Source organism: Mycobacterium sp. SMC-8, assembly GCF_025263565.1.
Classification (GTDB): Bacteria; Actinomycetota; Actinomycetes; order Mycobacteriales; family Mycobacteriaceae; genus Mycobacterium.
The window spans coordinates 1,770,730-1,787,913 of record NZ_CP079865.1; the positions used below are offsets into that span (position 1 = coordinate 1,770,730).

Below are 17,184 nucleotides of genomic sequence, written 5' to 3' on the forward strand. Positions count from 1 at the left end.
GGTTCTGATTCCGGCGCCTGCGTTCTGGCAGGCCTTCGTCGAGATGCAGGGGAGACGACACAGCATGACCGCAGCGACCATTCCGGGACTCGACAACGCACCGACCAAGCACGAGGGTCTGCTCACCTGGGTTCGCGAGGTCGCCGAGCTGACCCAGCCCGACCGCGTCGCATGGGCCGACGGCTCGCAGGAGGAGTACGACCGGCTCTGTGAGCAGCTGGTCGAGGCGGGCACCTTCCAGAAGCTGAACCCGGCCAAGCAGCCGAACTCCTACCTGGCGCTGTCCGACCCGTCCGACGTGGCGCGCGTCGAGTCCCGCACCTTCATCTGCTCCGAGCGCGAGATCGACGCCGGCCCCACCAACAACTGGATGGACCCGGCCGAGATGCGCGGCATCATGACCGATCTGTACCGCGGCTGCATGCGCGGGCGCACGCTGTGGGTGGTGCCGTTCTGCATGGGCCCGCTCGACGCCGACGACCCCAAGCTGGGTGTGGAGATCACCGACTCCGAGTACGTCGTGGTGTCGATGCGCACGATGACCCGGATGGGTGCGGCGGCGCTGGAGAAGATCGGTGACGACGGCTTCTTCGTCAAGGCGCTGCACTCGGTCGGTGCGCCGCTGCAAGATGGCCAGGCGGACGTGCCGTGGCCGTGCAACGACACCAAGTACATCACCCACTTCCCGGAGACCCGGGAGATTTGGAGCTTCGGCTCCGGGTACGGCGGCAACGCGTTGCTGGGCAAGAAGTGCTACTCGCTGCGCATCGCGTCGGCCATGGCGCACGACGAGGGCTGGCTCGCCGAGCACATGCTGATCCTGAAACTGATCAGCCCGGAGAACAAGGCGTACTACATCGCCGCGGCGTTCCCGTCGGCGTGCGGTAAGACCAACCTCGCGATGCTGCAGCCCACCATCGAAGGCTGGCGCGCGGAGACCGTCGGGGACGACATCGCCTGGATGCGGTTCGGCAAGGACGGCCGGCTCTACGCCACCAACCCCGAGTTCGGCTTCTTCGGCGTCGCCCCGGGCACCAACTGGGACTCCAACCCGAACGCGATGAAGACGATCGCCGCCGGCAACACCGTCTTCACCAACGTCGCCAAGACCGACGACGGCGACGTGTGGTGGGAGGGCCTGGAGGGCGAGCCCGACCACCTGATCGACTGGAAGGGCAACGACTGGGTGCTGCGGGAGACGGAAACCAAAGCAGCGCATCCGAACTCGCGCTACTGCACCCCGATCTCCCAGTGTCCCACGCTCGCGCCGGAGTGGGACGACCCGCAGGGGGTGCCGATCTCGGCGATCCTGTTCGGCGGCCGCCGCAAGACCACCGTCCCGCTGATCACCGAGGCCCGCGACTGGCAGCACGGGGTCTTCATCGGTGCCACGCTGGGTTCCGAGCAGACCGCGGCCGCCGAGGGCAAGGTCGGCACCGTACGGCGTGACCCGATGGCGATGCTGCCGTTCCTGGGTTACAACGTCGGCGACTACTTCCAGCACTGGATCAACATCGGCAAGCAGGCCGACGCGTCGCAGCTGCCGAAGGTGTTCTTCGTCAACTGGTTCCGCCGCGGTGACGACGGCCGCTTCCTGTGGCCCGGTTTCGGGGAGAACAGCCGGGTGCTGAAGTGGGCCGTCGAGCGCATCGAGCACAAGGCCGACGGCAAGAGCACCCCGATCGGCATCGTGCCCACCGCGGCCGACCTCGATCTGGAGGGTCTGGACGTGGACCCGGCCGACGTCGACGAGGCGCTGGCGGTCAAGGTCGAGGAGTGGCAGGCCGAGGTGCCGCTGATCGAGGAGTGGTTCGAGTTCGTCGGCGAGAAGCTGCCGACCGGCATCAAGGACGAGTTCGACGCGCTGAAGACCCGCCTGGCCGAAGAGCGCTGATCCTTCCCCCGCGAGCGTGCGTGTCTGCGCCCGGACACGCCGCCCGCGGGCCGATTTCGCGCACGCTCGTCGCTGAGCGGGCTGGTGCGGATCCGACAAGCCGCTCTTGACACCTGTCAACTGTGGCGAAGTAAAGTCAGCGCATGCAGATCCGCGACACCGCCGTTGCCAGCCCCGACAAGCCCGCCGTCATCATGTACCCCAGCGGAACTGTGGTCACGTTCGGCGAACTCGAGGCGCGGGCCAACCGGTTGGCCCACCTGTTCCGGGACGCCGGACTGGTCGAGGGCGACGCCGTCGCGATCCTGATGGAGAACAACGAGCACATCCACGCCGTGATGTGGGCGGCACGCCGCGCCGGTCTGTACTACGTGCCGATCAACACCCACCTCACCGCTGCCGAGGTCGCCTACATCGTTGATAACAGCGGCGCCAAGGCCATCGTCGGTTCGGCCAAGCTCACCGACACGCTCGCCGGCCTGGAGGCCGAACTGCCGAACGGCCTTCCGCCGGTGCGGCTGATCGCTTCCGGAGCCGAATCGTCGGCGACAAGCGCCTCCGGATCCCTCGATGGCTGGCAGTCCTATCCCGAGTGTGTGGCCGACAAGCCGGACACCCCGATCGCTGACGAGATCGAGGGCGACCTGCTGCAGTACTCGTCGGGAACCACCGGCCGACCCAAGGGCATCAAACGCGAACTGCCGCATGTGCCGCCGTCGGAGTCGCCCGGATTGATGGCCGCGCTGGTGTCGTTCTGGATGCACCCGGACGCGGTGTATCTGAGCCCGGCCCCGCTGTACCACACCGCGCCGTCGGTGTGGTCGATGCAGACCCAGGCCGGCGGCATCACCACCGTGGTGATGGAGAAGTTCGACGCCGAGGGTGCGCTGGACGCGATCGCCAAACACACGGTGACGCACGGACAATTCGTGCCGGTGATGTTCACCCGGATGCTGAAGCTGCCCGAGGACGTACGCACGTCGTACGACGTGTCCAGCCTGGAGCGCGTCATGCACGCCGCCGCCCCGTGTCCGGTGGACATCAAAAAGCAGATGATCGACTGGTGGGGCCCCATCATCGACGAGTACTACGCCTCCTCGGAAGCGCACGGGTCGACGCTGATCAGCGCCGAGGAGTGGCTGACGCACCCAGGTTCGGTGGGCAAGCCGCTGACGGGCGTCATCCACATCGTCGGCGAGGACGGCCAGGAACTCCCGCCCGGTCAGGCCGGTGAGATCTACTTCGAGGGCGGCTACGACTTCGAGTACCTCAACGATCCCGACAAGACCGCGTCCTCACGTCACCCTCAGGGCTGGAAGACGGTCGGCGACGTCGGATATCTCGACGAGGACGGCTACCTGTACCTCACCGACCGCCGGCACCACATGATCATCTCCGGTGGGGTGAACATCTATCCACAAGAAGCCGAGAACCTGCTCGTCACCCACCCGAAGGTGATGGACGCCGCGGTGTTCGGCATCCCCGACGACGAGATGGGCCAGCGGGTCAAGGCCGTCGTGCAGACCGTCGACCCCAGCGATGCCACCGAAGAATTCGGGCGCGAGCTCCTTGACTGGCTGCGTGACCGCCTGGCGCACTACAAGTGTCCGCGGTCGCTGTCGTTCGAGCCGCAGCTGCCCCGCACCGACACGGGCAAGCTGTACAAGCAGGAGCTGATCAAGAAGTACTCGTGAACGACCCGGTCGAACTGGCGGGCGGTATCCGCGTCGCCGTCGGAACTCCGTCCGACGAAGCCACCTTCACGCTGACCGAAGACGACGTCGACGACCGCCGGGCCGTCACCGTCGCGTCGGTGCGTGACGCACTCGCCGAGCTGGAGCAGCGGTGCGGCCGCTGGCCGGTGGCGGCCGCCGTCTGCGACGACGTGCTGCGCGCGTTCGACGCCGCCGGTGCCACCTTCACCGGGGTGGTCACCGAGTCACTGGCGTATTCGACGTTGCAGTCGGGTCCGGAGTTCGCGCGCTGGCTTGCCGAGCGTGGACCCGCGCAGGTGCCAAGGACGCCGGATCCGGTTGTCGCGCAACGGGACGGCAACCTTCTCACCATCCGGTTCAACCGCCCGCAGCGACACAACGCGTTCTCCACCGACGCCAGGGCCGCGCTGTTGGACGCGCTCGAGGTGGCCCGGCTCGATCCGTCCGTCGACGAGGTGGTGCTGGCCGGCAACGGCCCGTCGTTCTGCAGCGGCGGCGATCTCGCCGAGTTCGGGTCGTTCACCGATCCGGCCTCCGCCCACGTGGCCCGCACCCGGCACAGCCCGGCGCTGGTGCTCGACGAGATCACCGCACGTCTGGGCCGCGCTTGCCGTGCCGAGATCCACGGTCAGGTGCAGGGCAGCGGCCTGGAGATGGCCGGGTTCTGCGGCACCGTGAGCTGCGACGCCGACGCGGTGCTCGGTCTGCCCGAGCTGGCCCTCGGTCTGATTCCCGGTGCCGGCGGCACGGTCAGCATCACCCGGAGGATAGGGCGTTGGCGCACAGCGTATCTGGTGCTGTCGGGCCACACCGTCGACGCCGCCACCGCACTGCGGTGGGGCCTGGTCGACTCCGTCGTGTGAAACCGGCACGCGTGAGCCGCGCCCGATCCGCTAACCGGAGCGGCGCAACGTGACCCGGTAGGTGTACTGCTCGGGCAGAAACTGGCTGACCGCCAGCTCCACCGGGCGGCCCCGGTGGTCGGTGTAGAGCCGGTCCACCCGCAGCATCGGATGCCCGGGTGCGCAGCCGACCGCGGCGGCGGTCCTATCGCCGGCCGGCGCGACCGTGATCGATTGCGCCGCTTCGGCGATGGGGCTCTCCAGGTGCGGTCCGAGCAGACCGATGACGGTGTGCGTGCTGACCGCGCCGGTGGCCAGGTGGGGTGATTTCAGCACGGGCGCGGCGACACCCGGCGGGAGGTGAACCGTGGTGTGACCGAAAGGCACACCGTCGTGCACCCGACGGAACCGCACCGTGTGAACGAAGTCCCCGTCCTGTCGCAGCCTGCTGGCGGCGTCGATGTCGACCCGGCGATGCAGCCCGTCGACCACCTCCATCGTGGTGTCGACCGACAGGCTCATCAGATCCTCGATCGAGCCGAGCTGCCGCAGGTAGCGCCGGCCCTGGTCGCGGGCGTAGCTGCCGCGCCCGGGCACCCGGTACACCGCGCCCTCGGCGACGAGATCCTGGAACGCGCGACGGACCGTCTGCCGGGACAGGCCGTGGCGGGCGACGAGTTCGGACTCCGTCGGCAGCCGGGTGCCGTCGGGATACCGGCCCGCGACGATCTCCTCCCGAAGCCGTTCGCGCAGAACCTGATAGGCCGGCGGCATCAGATTCCGCCCCGGGCCACCAACTGTCCGGCGATGACGTTGCGCTGGATCTCGTTGGTGCCCTCACCGACGATCATCAGTGGGGCGTCACGGAAATAGCGCTCCACGTCGTACTCGGTGGAGTAGCCGTACCCCCCGTGGATCCGCACCGCGTTGAGCGCGATCTCCATCGCGACCTCGGAGGCGAACAGCTTGGCCATTCCCGCCTCCATGTCGGCGCGCTCGCCGCTGTCGTAGCGGTCGGCGGCGTAGAGCGTCAGCTGCCGGGCCGCGCTCAGCTTGGTCGCCATGTCGGCCAGGTAGTGGCCGACGGCCTGGTGCTTCCAGATCGGCTGCCCGAAGCTCTCCCGGTCCTGCGCATAGGCCAGGGCATCGGCCAGCGCGGCCGAGGCCACCCCGAGAGCGCGGGATGCAACCTGGATCCGGCCGGTCTCCAGGCCTTTCATCATCTGCGCGAAGCCCTTGCCGGCCACCCCGCCGAGGATCGCCGACCGCGGCACCCGGCATCCGTCGAACGACAGCTCGCACGACTCCACCCCCTTGTATCCGAGCTTGGGCAGATCACGCGACACCGTCAACCCCGTGGTGGGGTTGTCCACCAGCACCACCGAGATGCCGGCATGCCGGGGGGTGGCGTCGGGGTCGGTCTTGCACAGCAGCGCGACCAGGCCGGAACGGCGCGCGTTGGAGATCCACGTCTTGGCGCCGTCGACCACCAGGTCGTCACCGTCGGCCCGGGCGACCGTCGACATCGCCTGCAGGTCCGAACCACCACCTGGCTCGGTCAGCGCCATCGTTGCCCGCAGCTCCCCGCCGGCCATCGCGGGCAGATAGCGTTGCTTCTGCTCGTCGGTGCCGAACAGCGTCAGCAACTTGGCCACCACGGTGTGCCCGCCCATGGCGCCGGCCAGGCTCATCCAGCCGCGGGCCAGCTCCTGGGTGACCAGCACATAGCACCGGGTCGACACCGGCGCACCGCCGTGGGATTCCGGGACCGCCAGGCCGAAGATGCCGATCTGCTTCATCTGCTCGATCCACGCCGCCGGGTAGGTGTTGGCGTGCTCGACGTCGCGGACGGCCGGCTTCACCTCCCGGTCGACGAACGTACGGACCGTCTGCACCAGCATGGCCTCTTCGCTGCTCAATCCCTCGACCATCCACAGCCTTTCCGTGTCGTGAAGCTGCCGTAAATGTACGGCCATTTACGTCCGTCATGTTGACACGCTGTTCTGGGTCCTGCCAGCATGACCCGCTGTGACTTTGTACGGCCAAATCGCGGGCGGTCCGTTCTTCGACCAGTTGGAGAGAGGGCAGGTCTTCGACACGGCCCCCTCCATGACGTTGACCGCCGGCGTGGCCGCCACCCATCAGGCGATCCTCGGCGACCGGCTCCGGTTGCCCCTCGACGCCGAGCTGTCCCACTCGGTCACGGGCGCGACGGCGCCGCTGGCTCACCCCGCCCTGGTGTGCGACGTCGCGATCGGCCAGTCCACGTTGGCGACCCAGCGGGTCAAGGCCAACCTCTTCTACCGTGGCCTGACGTTCTACCGCTACCCGGTCATCGGCGACACCCTGTTCACCCGCACCGAGGTGGTGGGTCTTCGGCAGAACACGGCGAAACCGGGGCGAGCGCCCACCGGCCTTGCCGCACTGCGCATGACGACAATCGACGGGGTCGGGCGACTGGTGCTGGACTTCTACCGGTGCGCCATGCTGCCGCTGAGCGGCGACACCGTGCAGACCGGGCACGCCGACGATCTGTCCGCCATCGGTGCCGGCGAAGGGCCCGTGACCGACCCGACCGCCGACTGGGACGCCGAGATGTTCCGGGCGCGAGTGCCGGGCCCGCACTTCGACCCCGCGCTCGCCGGCGCCGTCCTGCGCAGCACCGCCGACGTGGTCAGCAGTGCCCCCGAACTGGCCAGGCTGTCCTTGAACATCGCAGCCACCCATCATGATTCACGGGTCGCCGGCCGGCGCCTGGTGTACGGCGGGCACACCATCGGCCTGGCCCTGGCCCAGGCCGCCCGGTTGCTGCCCAACGTGGTGACCGTGCTGGGCTGGGAATCCTGCGACCACACCGGGCCGGTGCATGAGAACGACACGCTGTACAGCGATCTCACGATCGAGGCGGCTGAGCCGCTGCCGGGCGGGCGGGGCGGGGTGCTGCGGTTGCGGTCGGTGGTCTACGCGGCCGGACCCGACGAGGACCGCCAGGTGCTGGACTGGCGGTTCAGCGTGCTGCACTTCTGATCACAATGGTGTGGTGACACCCGTGCGCATCCCTGCCGCCGTGCTCGACCGGGCAAGCTCGGTCGCCCGCGACGTGGGCGCGTGTACCGGAATCACCGTCGACGCAGCGGAACTGCTCGGCGGCCGGGCCGCACTGCTGGGCCTGCGCTGCGGCGACCGGATCTCCGCAGGCGGGGCCACCCGGCTGATGGCCGCCCGCGACGGCTGGTGCGCGCTGACCCTGTCCCGCGGCGACGACGTCGCCGCGGTCCCCGCGTTGACCCAGACTGACGACGTCATGACCGACCCCTGGCGGGCGGTCGAACGCTGCGTGCGCGACCTCGGGGTGACCGGCTTCGCCGAGCGGGCGCGGCTGCTCGGCCTGCCCGTCGGCGTACTCGGTGAAACTGCGCCTGCCGCAAAGGTTTTGCGAGCCTTGGGGCCGCGGTCACAGCCGGCCTCGGCGGCGGGGCTGCTCGTCGCCGACCTGTCCTCGATGTGGGCCGGCCCGCTGTGCGGCCGGTTGCTCGCGCGCGCGGGCGCCACCGTCGTGAAGGTGGAGAGCGCCGCCCGCCCGGACGGGACACGGCAGGGACCCCGCGATGTCTTCGATTGGATGAACGCCGGAAAGCTCTCTTACCACGCTGATTTCGCGCACCCCGGGCCGCTACGCCGGCTGCTGGCCGCGGCCGACGTGGTGATCGAGTCCTCCCGGCCCGCGGCACTGCGCCGGCGTGGCCTGAGTCCGGACAGCGTGCCCGTACGTGCCGGCCGCACCTGGATACGGATCACCGGTCACGGAACGGCGGACGGCCGCGCCGACTGGGTCGCGTTCGGCGACGACGCGGCGGTCTCGGGCGGTCTCGTCGGCGGTACCGCGCAGGCGCCGCGGTTCTGCGGGGACGCGATCGCCGACCCGTTGACCGGGCTGCACGCAGCCCGTGCGGTGCTCGAATCGCAGGCCAGAGGCGGCGGGGAGCTGGTGGAGATGTCGATGGCCGCGGTCGCCGCGACCTACGCCGAACTGCCCCGCGACCGCGAAATCGACTGCACGACAGCGCCGCCGAACCCGAGTCGCGGCCCAGCGCCGGGCGCGGACAACGAGGCCGTCGAGCGTCTGGTCGCCGAACGGCTGGCCGGATCGTGCTGATCCGGCGGGCGAGGCTGCTCGACGGCACCGCGACCGACCTACGCGTCGGCGAGCGCATCCTCGAGGTCGGCGCAGGGCTGACGCGCCGGCCCGGCGAACCGGAGTACGACGCCGCCGGCGGCGCCGTGCTGCCGGGCCTGCACGACCACCACATCCACCTGCGCGCGGCCGCGGCCGCGCTGCACTCGGTCCGGGTTGGTCCCGAGGTGGTGCACACCAGGGCCGAGTTGGCCCGGGTGCTGGCCACCGCGCCGGTGGATGCGCACGGCTGGATCCGTGCGGTCGGCTACCACGACGCCGCCGCCGGACCGCTGGACCGGCACGTGCTCGACGACGTCGCGCCGTCGGTTCCGGTGCGGGTCCAGCACCGCAGCGGCGCGCAGTGGATCCTGAACAGTGCCGCGCTGCACCGCGTCGGGCTGACGGACCATGCCGACGGCCGGCTGCCCAGCGCCGACGCCGGCTGGGCAGCCGAGCTGCGTCAGGAACCCGACCTCGCCGGCCTGAGCGCGCGACTGTGCCGGCTCGGCGTCACCGGGGTCACCGACGCCACACCGGATCTCGCCGATCCGGACCAGCTGCCCAAGCAGATGTCCCAGCGCGTCCGGTGGCTGTCCCCGGGCAAGCGCATCCTGCACGATGACGCGCTCGACCTCGATGAGGTGAGCGGATGGATCGCCGACCGGCGCGCCGCCGACGCGCCGGTCGCGGTGCACTGCGTCACCGCCGCCCAGCTGGTCGTGACGCTGGAGGCGTTGCGCCTCAACGGCATTCATCCGCTCGATCGTATCGAGCACGCCGCGGTGGTGCCCGACGGGACGCTGGCCCAGCTTGCCGCCGCAGGGGTCACCGTGGTGACCCAGCCGAACTTCGTCGCCGAACGCGGCGACCAGTACCTCACCGACGTCGACGCGGCCGAACACCACGAGCTGTGGCGCGTCGCCTCGCTGACCCGCGCCGGGGTGACGGTGGCGCTGTCCACCGACGCGCCGTTCGGCGACCTCGATCCGTGGGCGGTGATGCGCGCTGCCGTGCACCGCACCACGCCGTCCGGCCGGGTACTGGGCGACGGTGAACGTGTCTCGGCGGCAACGGCGTTGACGATGTTCCTGGGCGCGCCGGACCGGCCGGCCGTCCCGAGGCGGATCGAGCCCGGCGCGGCCGCCGATCTGTGCATCCTGTCCACCCCGCCGCCGGCCGCGCCCGTTGACCTGGACGCCGCTGCCGTGGCCGCCACGGTCATCGGCGGCAGGCTCGTCTATGAGCGCCGGTGAGTGTCAGGCCGCCGCGGGCGCGAACGCCGTCCGTAGCAGCGCGCACTGGCTGTTGAAGAACGACTGTGACACAGACGCTTTCGGCGCGATTCCGTCGAACCCGTGGAAGGCGCCGTCGACGACCATCACCTCGCACGGCACGCCGGCCTCCCGCAGTCGCTCGGCGTAGGCCAGGTCCTCGTCGTGGAACAGGTCGAGGGTGCCGACGCCGATCCATGCCGGCGGGAGCCCGGCGAGATCCTCGCGGCGGGCCGGGACCGCCTCGGTCGGATCGGCGTCCTTGAGGTAGGCCCGCCAGCCGAAGCGGTTGCTCGACTGGTTCCACAGCCGGTGTCCCGGGTGGTCGAGCCCGTGGCGGTCCACCGTGCGGTCGTCGATCATCGGATATACCAGAACCTGTGCGGCGACCGGGATCTCACCGCGGTCGCGGGCCAGCAGTGCCAGCGCGGCCGCCAGCCCGCCGCCGGCGCTGGCTCCGCCGATCGCGACGCGTGCCGGATCCACCGACGGCAGCCGCGACAACCAGCCCAGCGCGGTGTAGCAATCCTCCAGCGGAGTCGGGTACGGATGTTCGGGTGCCAACCGGTAGTTCACCGACGCGACCGTCGCGCCGAGTTCCCGCGCGAAACGCCGGCACAGCACGTCGTCCTGGGCGGCGTCGCCAATGACGTAGCCGCCGCCGTGGATCCACAGCAGCGCCGGTCCCGGGCCGGGCGCCACGCCGCGGGGACGGAACAGCCGCACCCCGACCCCGGAGGACAGCGTCAGCACCTCGATATCGTCGGGGGCGTCGCCGCTGCGCCACATCAGCCGGGACGCCGCCCGCATGAACGGCAGCGTGACCGGCGTGATCATCTGTCTGGGCAGGATGCGGGCACTGCGGCGCAGTTCGGGGTGGAAATTTATGCGGGGCATCCGACAAGTATGCGTGTGCGGTGACGGCTTCCGTCAGCGAAGTAGCGGGTCTCGCGGCAGTCCGAGGATCCGCTCGGCAACCGTGTTCCGGGTGATCTCCGAGGTTCCCCCGGCGATGGTCATGGCCCGGTTGCCCATGTAGCTGCGGGTCAGCTGCGGGATCTGCTCGGTGACCGCCGCGGTGCCGGCCAACTCGAACGCGAGCTCGGTGAGCCGCTGACCCGACTCGGCGACCAGCAGTTTGGTGACGTTGCCTTCCGGTCCGGGCTCGGCGCCGGCGATCGCCCGGGTGGCCCGCCGCAGATTGAGCAACCGGAGCGTGTGCAGCTCGGCGATCACCTCGCCGGCGCGGCGCACGTAGCCCGCCGCCGTCTCCGGTGCGCTGTCGAGCAGCTTGATCAGATGGTCGGGGGTGGTGCCGGTCGGGGCGCCGGAGCCACCGCCGATCGAGACCCGCTCGTTGCCCAGCGTCGCGCGCGCGACCAGCCAGCCCTTGTTGACGTCGCCGACCACATCGGCGTCGGGCACGAAGACGTCGTCGAAGAACACCTCGTTGAAGTGCGAATCACCGGTGAGCCCGCGCAATGGGTTCACCGTGACGCCCGCGGCCGTCATGTCGATCGCCATCATGGTGACCCCGGCGTGCTTCGGAGCATCAGGGTCGGTGCGGACCGTGGCCAGGCCCCACTGACACATGTGCGCCAGGCTGGTCCACACCTTCTGCCCGGTCACCCGCCAGCCGCCGTCGACCTTCTTGGCCGAGGTGCGCACCGCCGCGGCGTCCGACCCCGCGCCCGGCTCGGAGAAGAGCTGGCACCACATCACCTGGCCCCGCAGCACCGGTTCCACCCAGCGCTCGCGTTGCTCCTCGGTGCCGGCCTGAGCGATCGTCAGTGCCACCCACCCGGTGATCCCCATGTCGGGACGGTCGACGTCGGCGAACTCCTCCTCGATCACCAGCTGCTCCAGCACGTTCGCGCCGCGGCCCCACGGCCGCGGCCAGTGCGGGACAAGATATCCGGAGTCGACGAGGTGGTCGCGCTGGCGGTCGACGGGCAGGGCCCGGGTTTTCGCCGCGGCCTCGCGGGCCTGGCTGCGGTACTGCTCGGACTCGGGCGGCAGCGTGAACGACGCGCCGTGGGCCTGGCCGCCGCGCTGGGCGTCGACGACGTCGAGCACCGGGTCGGTGCCGTCGGCCGCCAGCGCCGCCAGGGTGCGCGCCCGCCGCAGATACAGGTGCGCATCGTGTTCCCAGGTGAACCCGATACCTCCGTGTAGCTGAATGTTGTTCTGCGCGTTGAATACCTGCGCGCGGTTGGCCAGCGTGGCGGCCACTGCGCCGGCGAACCAGGAACTGTCGAGGTCCTCGGCCCGGGCGGCATCCCAGGTGGCGGCCGTGGCGACCTCGGCGGCCACCAGCATGTTGGCGGCGTGGTGCTTGACGGCCTGGAAGGTGCCGATCGTACGGCCGAACTGCTCGCGCACTTTCGCGTACTCGACGGCCATGTCCAGTGCCGCCCAGCTGACACCGACGGCCTCGGCCGCGGTGAGGATGCGGAACACCGTCCGGGCATTGCGGGCGGCGTCGCGCAGCACCCGTTCCTCGGGCACGGCGACGTCGTTCAGCGTCACGTCGCCGATGCGACGGGTGGTGTCCAGGCAGTCGAGTGGGGTGATCGTGACACCGGTGGCATCGGGGCCGGCGTCGATGATCACCACGTCCGGACCCGCGACCAGCACCAGCACGGACGCGTCGGGGGCGCCGAGCACCGCGGTGGCCTTTCCGGTGACTGTCAGGTCGGCGCCGACGGCGACGCCGTCCGACACGCCGAGCGCCGCGACGGTCTCGCCGCCGGCCAGGCCGGGCAGCAGTGCGGCCCGAACGGAATCGGGCGCGCACCGGTCGATGACCACGGCCGCGGCGGCGCTGGACAGGAACGGGCCGGGCGCCAGTTGCCTGCCCAGGCACTCCGCGACGACGGAGAGTTCCGGCAAACCGAAGCCCGCGCCGCCGAACTCCTCGGGGAGCGCGAGCCCGGTCCAGCCGAGTTCGACTGCCGCCGACCAGATGTCGGCCGGACTGGGGTCGCCGCCGTCGAGAGTGGCCCTGGCCTTGGCCAGGGTCTGCAGACGCGTGAGCTGGCCGGCCGCGGCCGCGGCGAGATCCTGGTGGTCCTCGGTGATGGCGAGTTTGGACGCGGTCACGCTCTTACTCACGGTGAGCCTCACTGCTGAAGTTGTCGGTCGGCAACCGACGTTATCGCCTACCGCACCGGGCCCGTATCTGTGACCTAGGTCACAAATTGACTACAGGCGAAACATGAGTAGACAACTTCGCTCAGATTGTCGTTTGGTTCTCGCGCGCGGGGGTACGCTCGCGCAATGACGGAACGGCCGGACACCCGGTATCCCGGACCCACTCTGACTACCCGCCTGCAATGGTTGCGCAACGCCGGCCCCTCCGACTACCTGCTGGCGATGAGCGTGGCCTCGGCGTCGCTGCCGGTCATCGGGAAACACCTTGAGCCACTTGGCGCACTGACCGCCGCGGGGATCTGGGGCACCCGACACGCCCCCGATTTCGTCGGCGCGCTGGCGAAGTCGCTGGTGACGCCGAACGACGCCGAGAAGAAGAAGCAGGAACGGGACTGCACCAACGCGGTCACCGAGGCCGCGCTGCGCGATGTGGTGGGTCCCAAGGATCTGGAGATCGAGTGGCCCGCCGCCGAGCGCACCCCGCCGGTCTGGAAAATGCGTGAGCACCGCCGGCACGTGCACCGGAGCTCGGTGCGCTACGGTCCGCGGCCGGGGCAGTTGCTCGACGTGTGGCGCCGGGACGACCTGCCGGCGGAGCCGGCGCCGGTGCTGATCTTCGTGCCGGGCGGGGCCTGGGTTCACGGCAGCAGGATGCTGCAGGGCTACGCGTTGATGTCCCATCTAGCCCAGCAGGGCTGGGTGTGTCTGTCCATCGACTACCGGGTGGCGCCGCACCATCCGTGGCCCGCCCACATCAGCGACGTCAAGACCGCGATCGCATGGGCCAGGGCCAATGTCGACCGGTTCGGCGGCGACCGTAACTTCGTTGCGATCTCCGGGACCTCGGCCGGCGGCCACCTCGCCGCGCTGGCCGGGTTGACCGCCAACGACCCCGAGATGCAGGGCGAGCTGCCCGAGGGTTCGGACACGTCGGTCGACGCGGTGGTCGGCGTATACGGCCGCTACGACTGGGAGGACAAGTCGACGGTCGAGCGGGTCCGCTTCATGGACTTCCTGGAACGGGTCGTGGTCAAGCGCAAGTTCGACAAGCATCCCGACGTGTACCGCAAGGCCTCGCCGGTGGCGCGGGTCCATCCGGAGGCGCCGCCGTTCCTGGTCGTCCACGGCACCGGTGACAGCGTGATCCCGGTGGCCCAGGCCCAGAGTTTCGTCGAACGTCTGCGCGGCGTCTCCCGTTCGGTGGTCGGCTATGTCGAGCTTCCCGGCGCGGGCCACGGTTTCGACATGACCGACGGTGCCCGCACCGGAGCCGCGGCGACCGCAATCGGCTTGTTCCTCAACCACATTCACCGAAACCGGAGCCTCATCGGGGCCAAAGAGGTTATATAGTCACCTCCGGTGCGGAAGGTGGCGCGGTGAAGAGGCTTCGTGGCTGGGACGCTGTGCTGCTGTACAGCGAAACCCCCAACGTCCACATGCACACGTTGAAGCTCGCCGTGATCGAGCTCGACGATCTCGGCGGGGCGCACTTCGGTGTCGAGGAGCTGCGCAAGGTCATCCACAGCCGGCTCTACAAGCTCGACCCGTTCCGGTACGAGCTGATCGACATCCCGTTCAAGTTCCACCATCCGATGTGGCGGGAGAACGCCGAGGTCGACCTCGAGTACCACGTCCGGTCCTGCCGGGCCGACGCGCCGGGCGGCCGTCGCGAGCTTGACGAGGCGGTCGGCCGCATCGCGAGCACCCCGCTGGACCGCAGCCGCCCGCTGTGGGAGATGTATCTGATCGAGGGCCTGGCCGGCGGCCGCATCGCGGTGCTCGGCAAGATCCACCACGCGCTGGCCGACGGTGTCGCGTCGGCGAACCTGCTGGCCCGCGGCATGGATCTGCAGGACAGCCCGCAGGCCGACCGCGATTCCTACGCCACCGATCCGGTCCCGACCCGGGGGGAGCTGGTGCGCACGGCGTTCGCCGACCACATGCGCCAGATCGCCAAACTGCCCGGCGTGGTGCGGTACACGGCTGCGGGGGTGCGGCGTGTGCAGCGCAGCGAACACAAGCTGTCCCCGGAGCTGACCCGGCCGTTCACTCCGCCGCCGTCGTTCATGAACCACATGATCGATGCGACCAGACGCTTCGCCACCGCGACGCTGTCACTCGACGACGTCAAACACACCGGCAAGCAGCTCGGGGTCACGATCAATGACATGGTGCTGGCGATGTCGGCCGGCGCGCTGCGAAAGTTGTTGCTGCGCTACGACGGTCGCGCCGACCACCCGCTGCTGGCGTCGGTGCCGGTGAGCTTCGACTTCTCCCGCGACCGGATCTCGGGCAACTACTTCACCGGTGTGCTGGTCAGCCTGCCCGTCGACCTCGAGGACCCGCTGAGCCGGGTCAAGGCCGCGCACGTCGCCGCGGCCGCAGGCAAGGAGAGTAACAACCTGATCGGGCCCGAACTGGTCAGCCGGTGGTCGGCGTACTTCCCGCCCGCCCCGGCCGAGGCGATGTTCCGCTGGCTGTCGAACAAGGACGGCCAGAACAAGGTGATGAACCTGCCGATCTCGAATGTGCCCGGCCCGCGGGAGCGCGCCCGCGTCGGCGGTGCGCTTGTCACCGAGATCTACTCGGTCGGGCCGCTGACCGCCGGCAGTGGACTCAACATCACGGTGTGGAGTTACGTCGACCAGATCAACATCTCGGTGCTCTCCGACGGGACCACGCTCGAGGATCCACACGAGCTGACCGCGGCCATGCTCGAGGAGTTCACCGAGATTCGCCGCGCGGCGGGGCTTTCCGCCGAGCTCACGGTCGTCGAGTCGGCGATGCCCAACGACGTCGCCCACTGACGCCGAAATCGCATTCCACGCGCCCAAATTCGCTCGCGGGCCGCGTGGAATGCGATTTCGGCGGAACTCAGGCGGCTGCCGCGGGCTAACTGGCCTTGTCGGCAACCTGACGGGTGGCCATCACCCAGGACAGGAACTCCTCGACGGCCTGCGCCGTGTAGTGCGCCCGCGGCGAACCGTAGTAGAAGTCGAAAGCATGTTGGGCGTGCGGGATCTCGGCGTAGACCACCGGGGAGTTCGACACGTCGCGCAGCGCGTCGGCGAACTCACGGCCCTCCGGCACCGGAATGATCGAGTCGTCCTGGCCGTGCAGGATGAAGAACGGTGGCGCATCGGGGCGCAGCCGGTACATCGGCGACGCGTCGACGTACTCCTGCCGGTGCCGCGCGATCGGCCTCTTGACGACGAACCGCTGCAGGAACGCGATGAACTCCCTGCGGCCGCTGCCGCGCGCGGACACCCAGTCGTAGCGGCCGTAGATCGGAACCGCCGCCGCCACCGAGGTGTCGGCGTCCTCGAAACCGGGCTGGTACTGCGGATCGTCGGCGGTCAGCGCCGCCAGCGACGACAGGTGCCCGCCCGCCGACCCGCCGGTGATCGCGACGAAGTCCGGGTCTCCGCCGTATTCGGCGATGTGCTCCTTGATCCAGGCCAGCGCGCGTTTGACGTCGACGATGTGATCGGGCCAGGTGTGGCGGGGGCTGACCCGGTAGTCGATCGACACGCAGATCCAGCCGTGATCAGCCAGGTGGCTCAACAGCGGGTAGGCCTGCGGCCGGCGCATCCCGATCGCCCACGCTCCGCCCGGAACCTGAAGTAACACAGGGGCTTTCCCGTCACGGGGCAGATCGGCCCGGCGCCAGATGTCCGCCTTGTTGACTCGCAGCGGCCCGTACTGCACGACGCTCTCGACGTACCGACGGCGGATCACGTCGTTGGGGAAGACGCCGACGTAGCGACGCCTGGCCGGGCGGGCCTTCTCGGCGATCCGCTGGTAGTTCTCGCCGAGCGCCTCGCGCAGCGGATCCTCGAAGTACGGCTGCGAGCCGACGTTGCGGCGGTGGATCAGATACAGCAGAGCCCAGGCGACCGCGGTCAGCCCCAACGCGATCCGGCCACGCGGACCACGGAAATCGCCGCGGATGCCGCGCCGGAGCGCGTCGAGCATCGAACCGGCCAGGTACACCGGCGACATCTCCGAGGTGGGCCAGCCGAATGCGAATACCGGGATGGTCGGATAGCCGTCGCGCGCCAGCGGGCGGACCCCGTTGGCGGCGTTGAGCAGCTCGGCGACGGCGCGCAGCAGCGGCCGGCGCTTAGGCATT

At 69.8% G+C, this 17,184-nt stretch carries 13 protein-coding genes; 8 read left to right on the plus strand and 5 right to left on the minus strand.

The features are described from left to right. Positions 1-64: 64 nt before the first annotated feature. The 3 genes from KXD97_RS08680 (at position 65) to KXD97_RS08690 (ending at position 4,472) form a co-directional block, all read left to right on the plus strand. Positions 65-1,894: a phosphoenolpyruvate carboxykinase (GTP) gene (locus tag KXD97_RS08680; RefSeq protein WP_260756328.1), complete on the plus strand. Its 1,830-nt coding sequence runs from the start codon at positions 65-67 to the stop codon at positions 1,892-1,894. Positions 1,895-2,037: 143 nt separating this feature from the next. Next, the gene (fadD4, locus tag KXD97_RS08685) at positions 2,038-3,588 is read left to right on the plus strand and encodes a fatty-acid--CoA ligase FadD4 (RefSeq protein ID WP_260756329.1); all 1,551 of its coding nucleotides are present in this window, start codon (positions 2,038-2,040) and stop codon (positions 3,586-3,588) included. After that, positions 3,585-4,472 (plus strand): enoyl-CoA hydratase/isomerase family protein, encoded by an 888-nt coding sequence (locus KXD97_RS08690; RefSeq protein WP_260756330.1) that lies wholly within the window; start codon positions 3,585-3,587, stop codon positions 4,470-4,472. The genes fadD4 and KXD97_RS08690 overlap by 4 nt, the downstream gene beginning before the upstream one ends. A 30-nt stretch (positions 4,473-4,502) precedes the next feature. On the opposite strand, the gene KXD97_RS08695 is transcribed toward KXD97_RS08690, so the two are convergent. Both KXD97_RS08695 and KXD97_RS08700 read right to left on the minus strand, forming a co-directional pair. Beyond that, complete coding sequence (locus KXD97_RS08695; RefSeq protein ID WP_260756331.1) at positions 4,503-5,225, minus strand: GntR family transcriptional regulator; 723 nt, start codon at positions 5,223-5,225, stop codon at positions 4,503-4,505. Then, positions 5,225-6,382: an acyl-CoA dehydrogenase family protein gene (locus KXD97_RS08700; protein ID WP_260756332.1), complete on the minus strand. Its 1,158-nt coding sequence runs from the start codon at positions 6,380-6,382 to the stop codon at positions 5,225-5,227. The genes KXD97_RS08695 and KXD97_RS08700 overlap by 1 nt, the downstream gene beginning before the upstream one ends. Before the next feature lie 97 nt (positions 6,383-6,479). Here KXD97_RS08700 and KXD97_RS08705 point away from each other — a divergent pair, with 97 nt between their 5' ends. The 3 genes from KXD97_RS08705 to KXD97_RS08715 are packed head-to-tail and all read left to right on the plus strand — an operon-like array spanning position 6,480 to position 9,881. Then, positions 6,480-7,478: an acyl dehydratase gene (locus tag KXD97_RS08705; RefSeq protein WP_260756333.1), complete on the plus strand. Its 999-nt coding sequence runs from the start codon at positions 6,480-6,482 to the stop codon at positions 7,476-7,478. Between the two features lie 13 nt (positions 7,479-7,491). Then, entirely contained in the window at positions 7,492-8,607 is a 1,116-nt protein-coding gene (locus KXD97_RS08710; RefSeq protein WP_260756334.1) for a CoA transferase, read from the plus strand. After that, positions 8,601-9,881, plus strand: a complete 1,281-nt coding sequence (locus KXD97_RS08715) for an amidohydrolase family protein (RefSeq protein ID WP_260756335.1) — start codon at positions 8,601-8,603, stop codon at positions 9,879-9,881. The genes KXD97_RS08710 and KXD97_RS08715 overlap by 7 nt, the downstream gene beginning before the upstream one ends. Positions 9,882-9,884: 3 nt before the next feature. On the opposite strand, the gene KXD97_RS08720 is transcribed toward KXD97_RS08715, so the two are convergent. Both KXD97_RS08720 and KXD97_RS08725 read right to left on the minus strand, forming a co-directional pair. Beyond that, the gene (locus KXD97_RS08720) at positions 9,885-10,796 is read right to left on the minus strand and encodes an alpha/beta hydrolase (RefSeq protein ID WP_260756336.1); all 912 of its coding nucleotides are present in this window, start codon (positions 10,794-10,796) and stop codon (positions 9,885-9,887) included. 33 nt (positions 10,797-10,829) lie between these two features. Further along, positions 10,830-13,001, minus strand: a complete 2,172-nt coding sequence (locus tag KXD97_RS08725; protein WP_260757889.1) for an acyl-CoA dehydrogenase — start codon at positions 12,999-13,001, stop codon at positions 10,830-10,832. Positions 13,002-13,178: 177 nt separating this feature from the next. Between KXD97_RS08725 and KXD97_RS08730 the strand changes: the two genes are divergently transcribed. After that, complete coding sequence (locus KXD97_RS08730; RefSeq protein ID WP_260756337.1) at positions 13,179-14,402, plus strand: alpha/beta hydrolase; 1,224 nt, start codon at positions 13,179-13,181, stop codon at positions 14,400-14,402. A gap of 26 nt (positions 14,403-14,428) precedes the next feature. After that, on the plus strand, positions 14,429-15,859 hold the full coding sequence (locus KXD97_RS08735) for a wax ester/triacylglycerol synthase family O-acyltransferase (protein WP_260756338.1): 1,431 nt from the start codon (positions 14,429-14,431) through the stop codon (positions 15,857-15,859). 85 nt (positions 15,860-15,944) lie between these two features. Here KXD97_RS08735 and KXD97_RS08740 read toward each other — a convergent pair whose 3' ends face one another. Then, positions 15,945-17,183 carry an alpha/beta hydrolase gene (locus KXD97_RS08740; protein WP_260756339.1) on the minus strand — a complete coding sequence of 413 codons (1,239 nt, stop codon included), beginning with the start codon at positions 17,181-17,183 and terminating at the stop codon, positions 15,945-15,947. Position 17,184 lies beyond the last annotated feature (1 nt).

Excerpts from the sequence above, each read along its gene's own strand:
- KXD97_RS08680 (WP_260756328.1), top strand. The coding sequence starts at position 65 with ATGACCGCAGCGACCATTCCGGGACTCGACAACGCACCGACCAAGCAC.
- fadD4 (WP_260756329.1), top strand. The coding sequence starts at position 2,038 with ATGCAGATCCGCGACACCGCCGTTGCCAGCCCCGACAAGCCCGCCGTC.
- KXD97_RS08695 (WP_260756331.1), bottom strand. The coding sequence starts at position 5,225 with ATGCCGCCGGCCTATCAGGTTCTGCGCGAACGGCTTCGGGAGGAGATC.
- KXD97_RS08700 (WP_260756332.1), bottom strand. The coding sequence starts at position 6,382 with ATGGTCGAGGGATTGAGCAGCGAAGAGGCCATGCTGGTGCAGACGGTC.
- KXD97_RS08720 (WP_260756336.1), bottom strand. The coding sequence starts at position 10,796 with ATGCCCCGCATAAATTTCCACCCCGAACTGCGCCGCAGTGCCCGCATC.
- KXD97_RS08730 (WP_260756337.1), top strand. The coding sequence starts at position 13,179 with ATGACGGAACGGCCGGACACCCGGTATCCCGGACCCACTCTGACTACC.
- KXD97_RS08740 (WP_260756339.1), bottom strand. The coding sequence starts at position 17,183 with ATGCCTAAGCGCCGGCCGCTGCTGCGCGCCGTCGCCGAGCTGCTCAAC.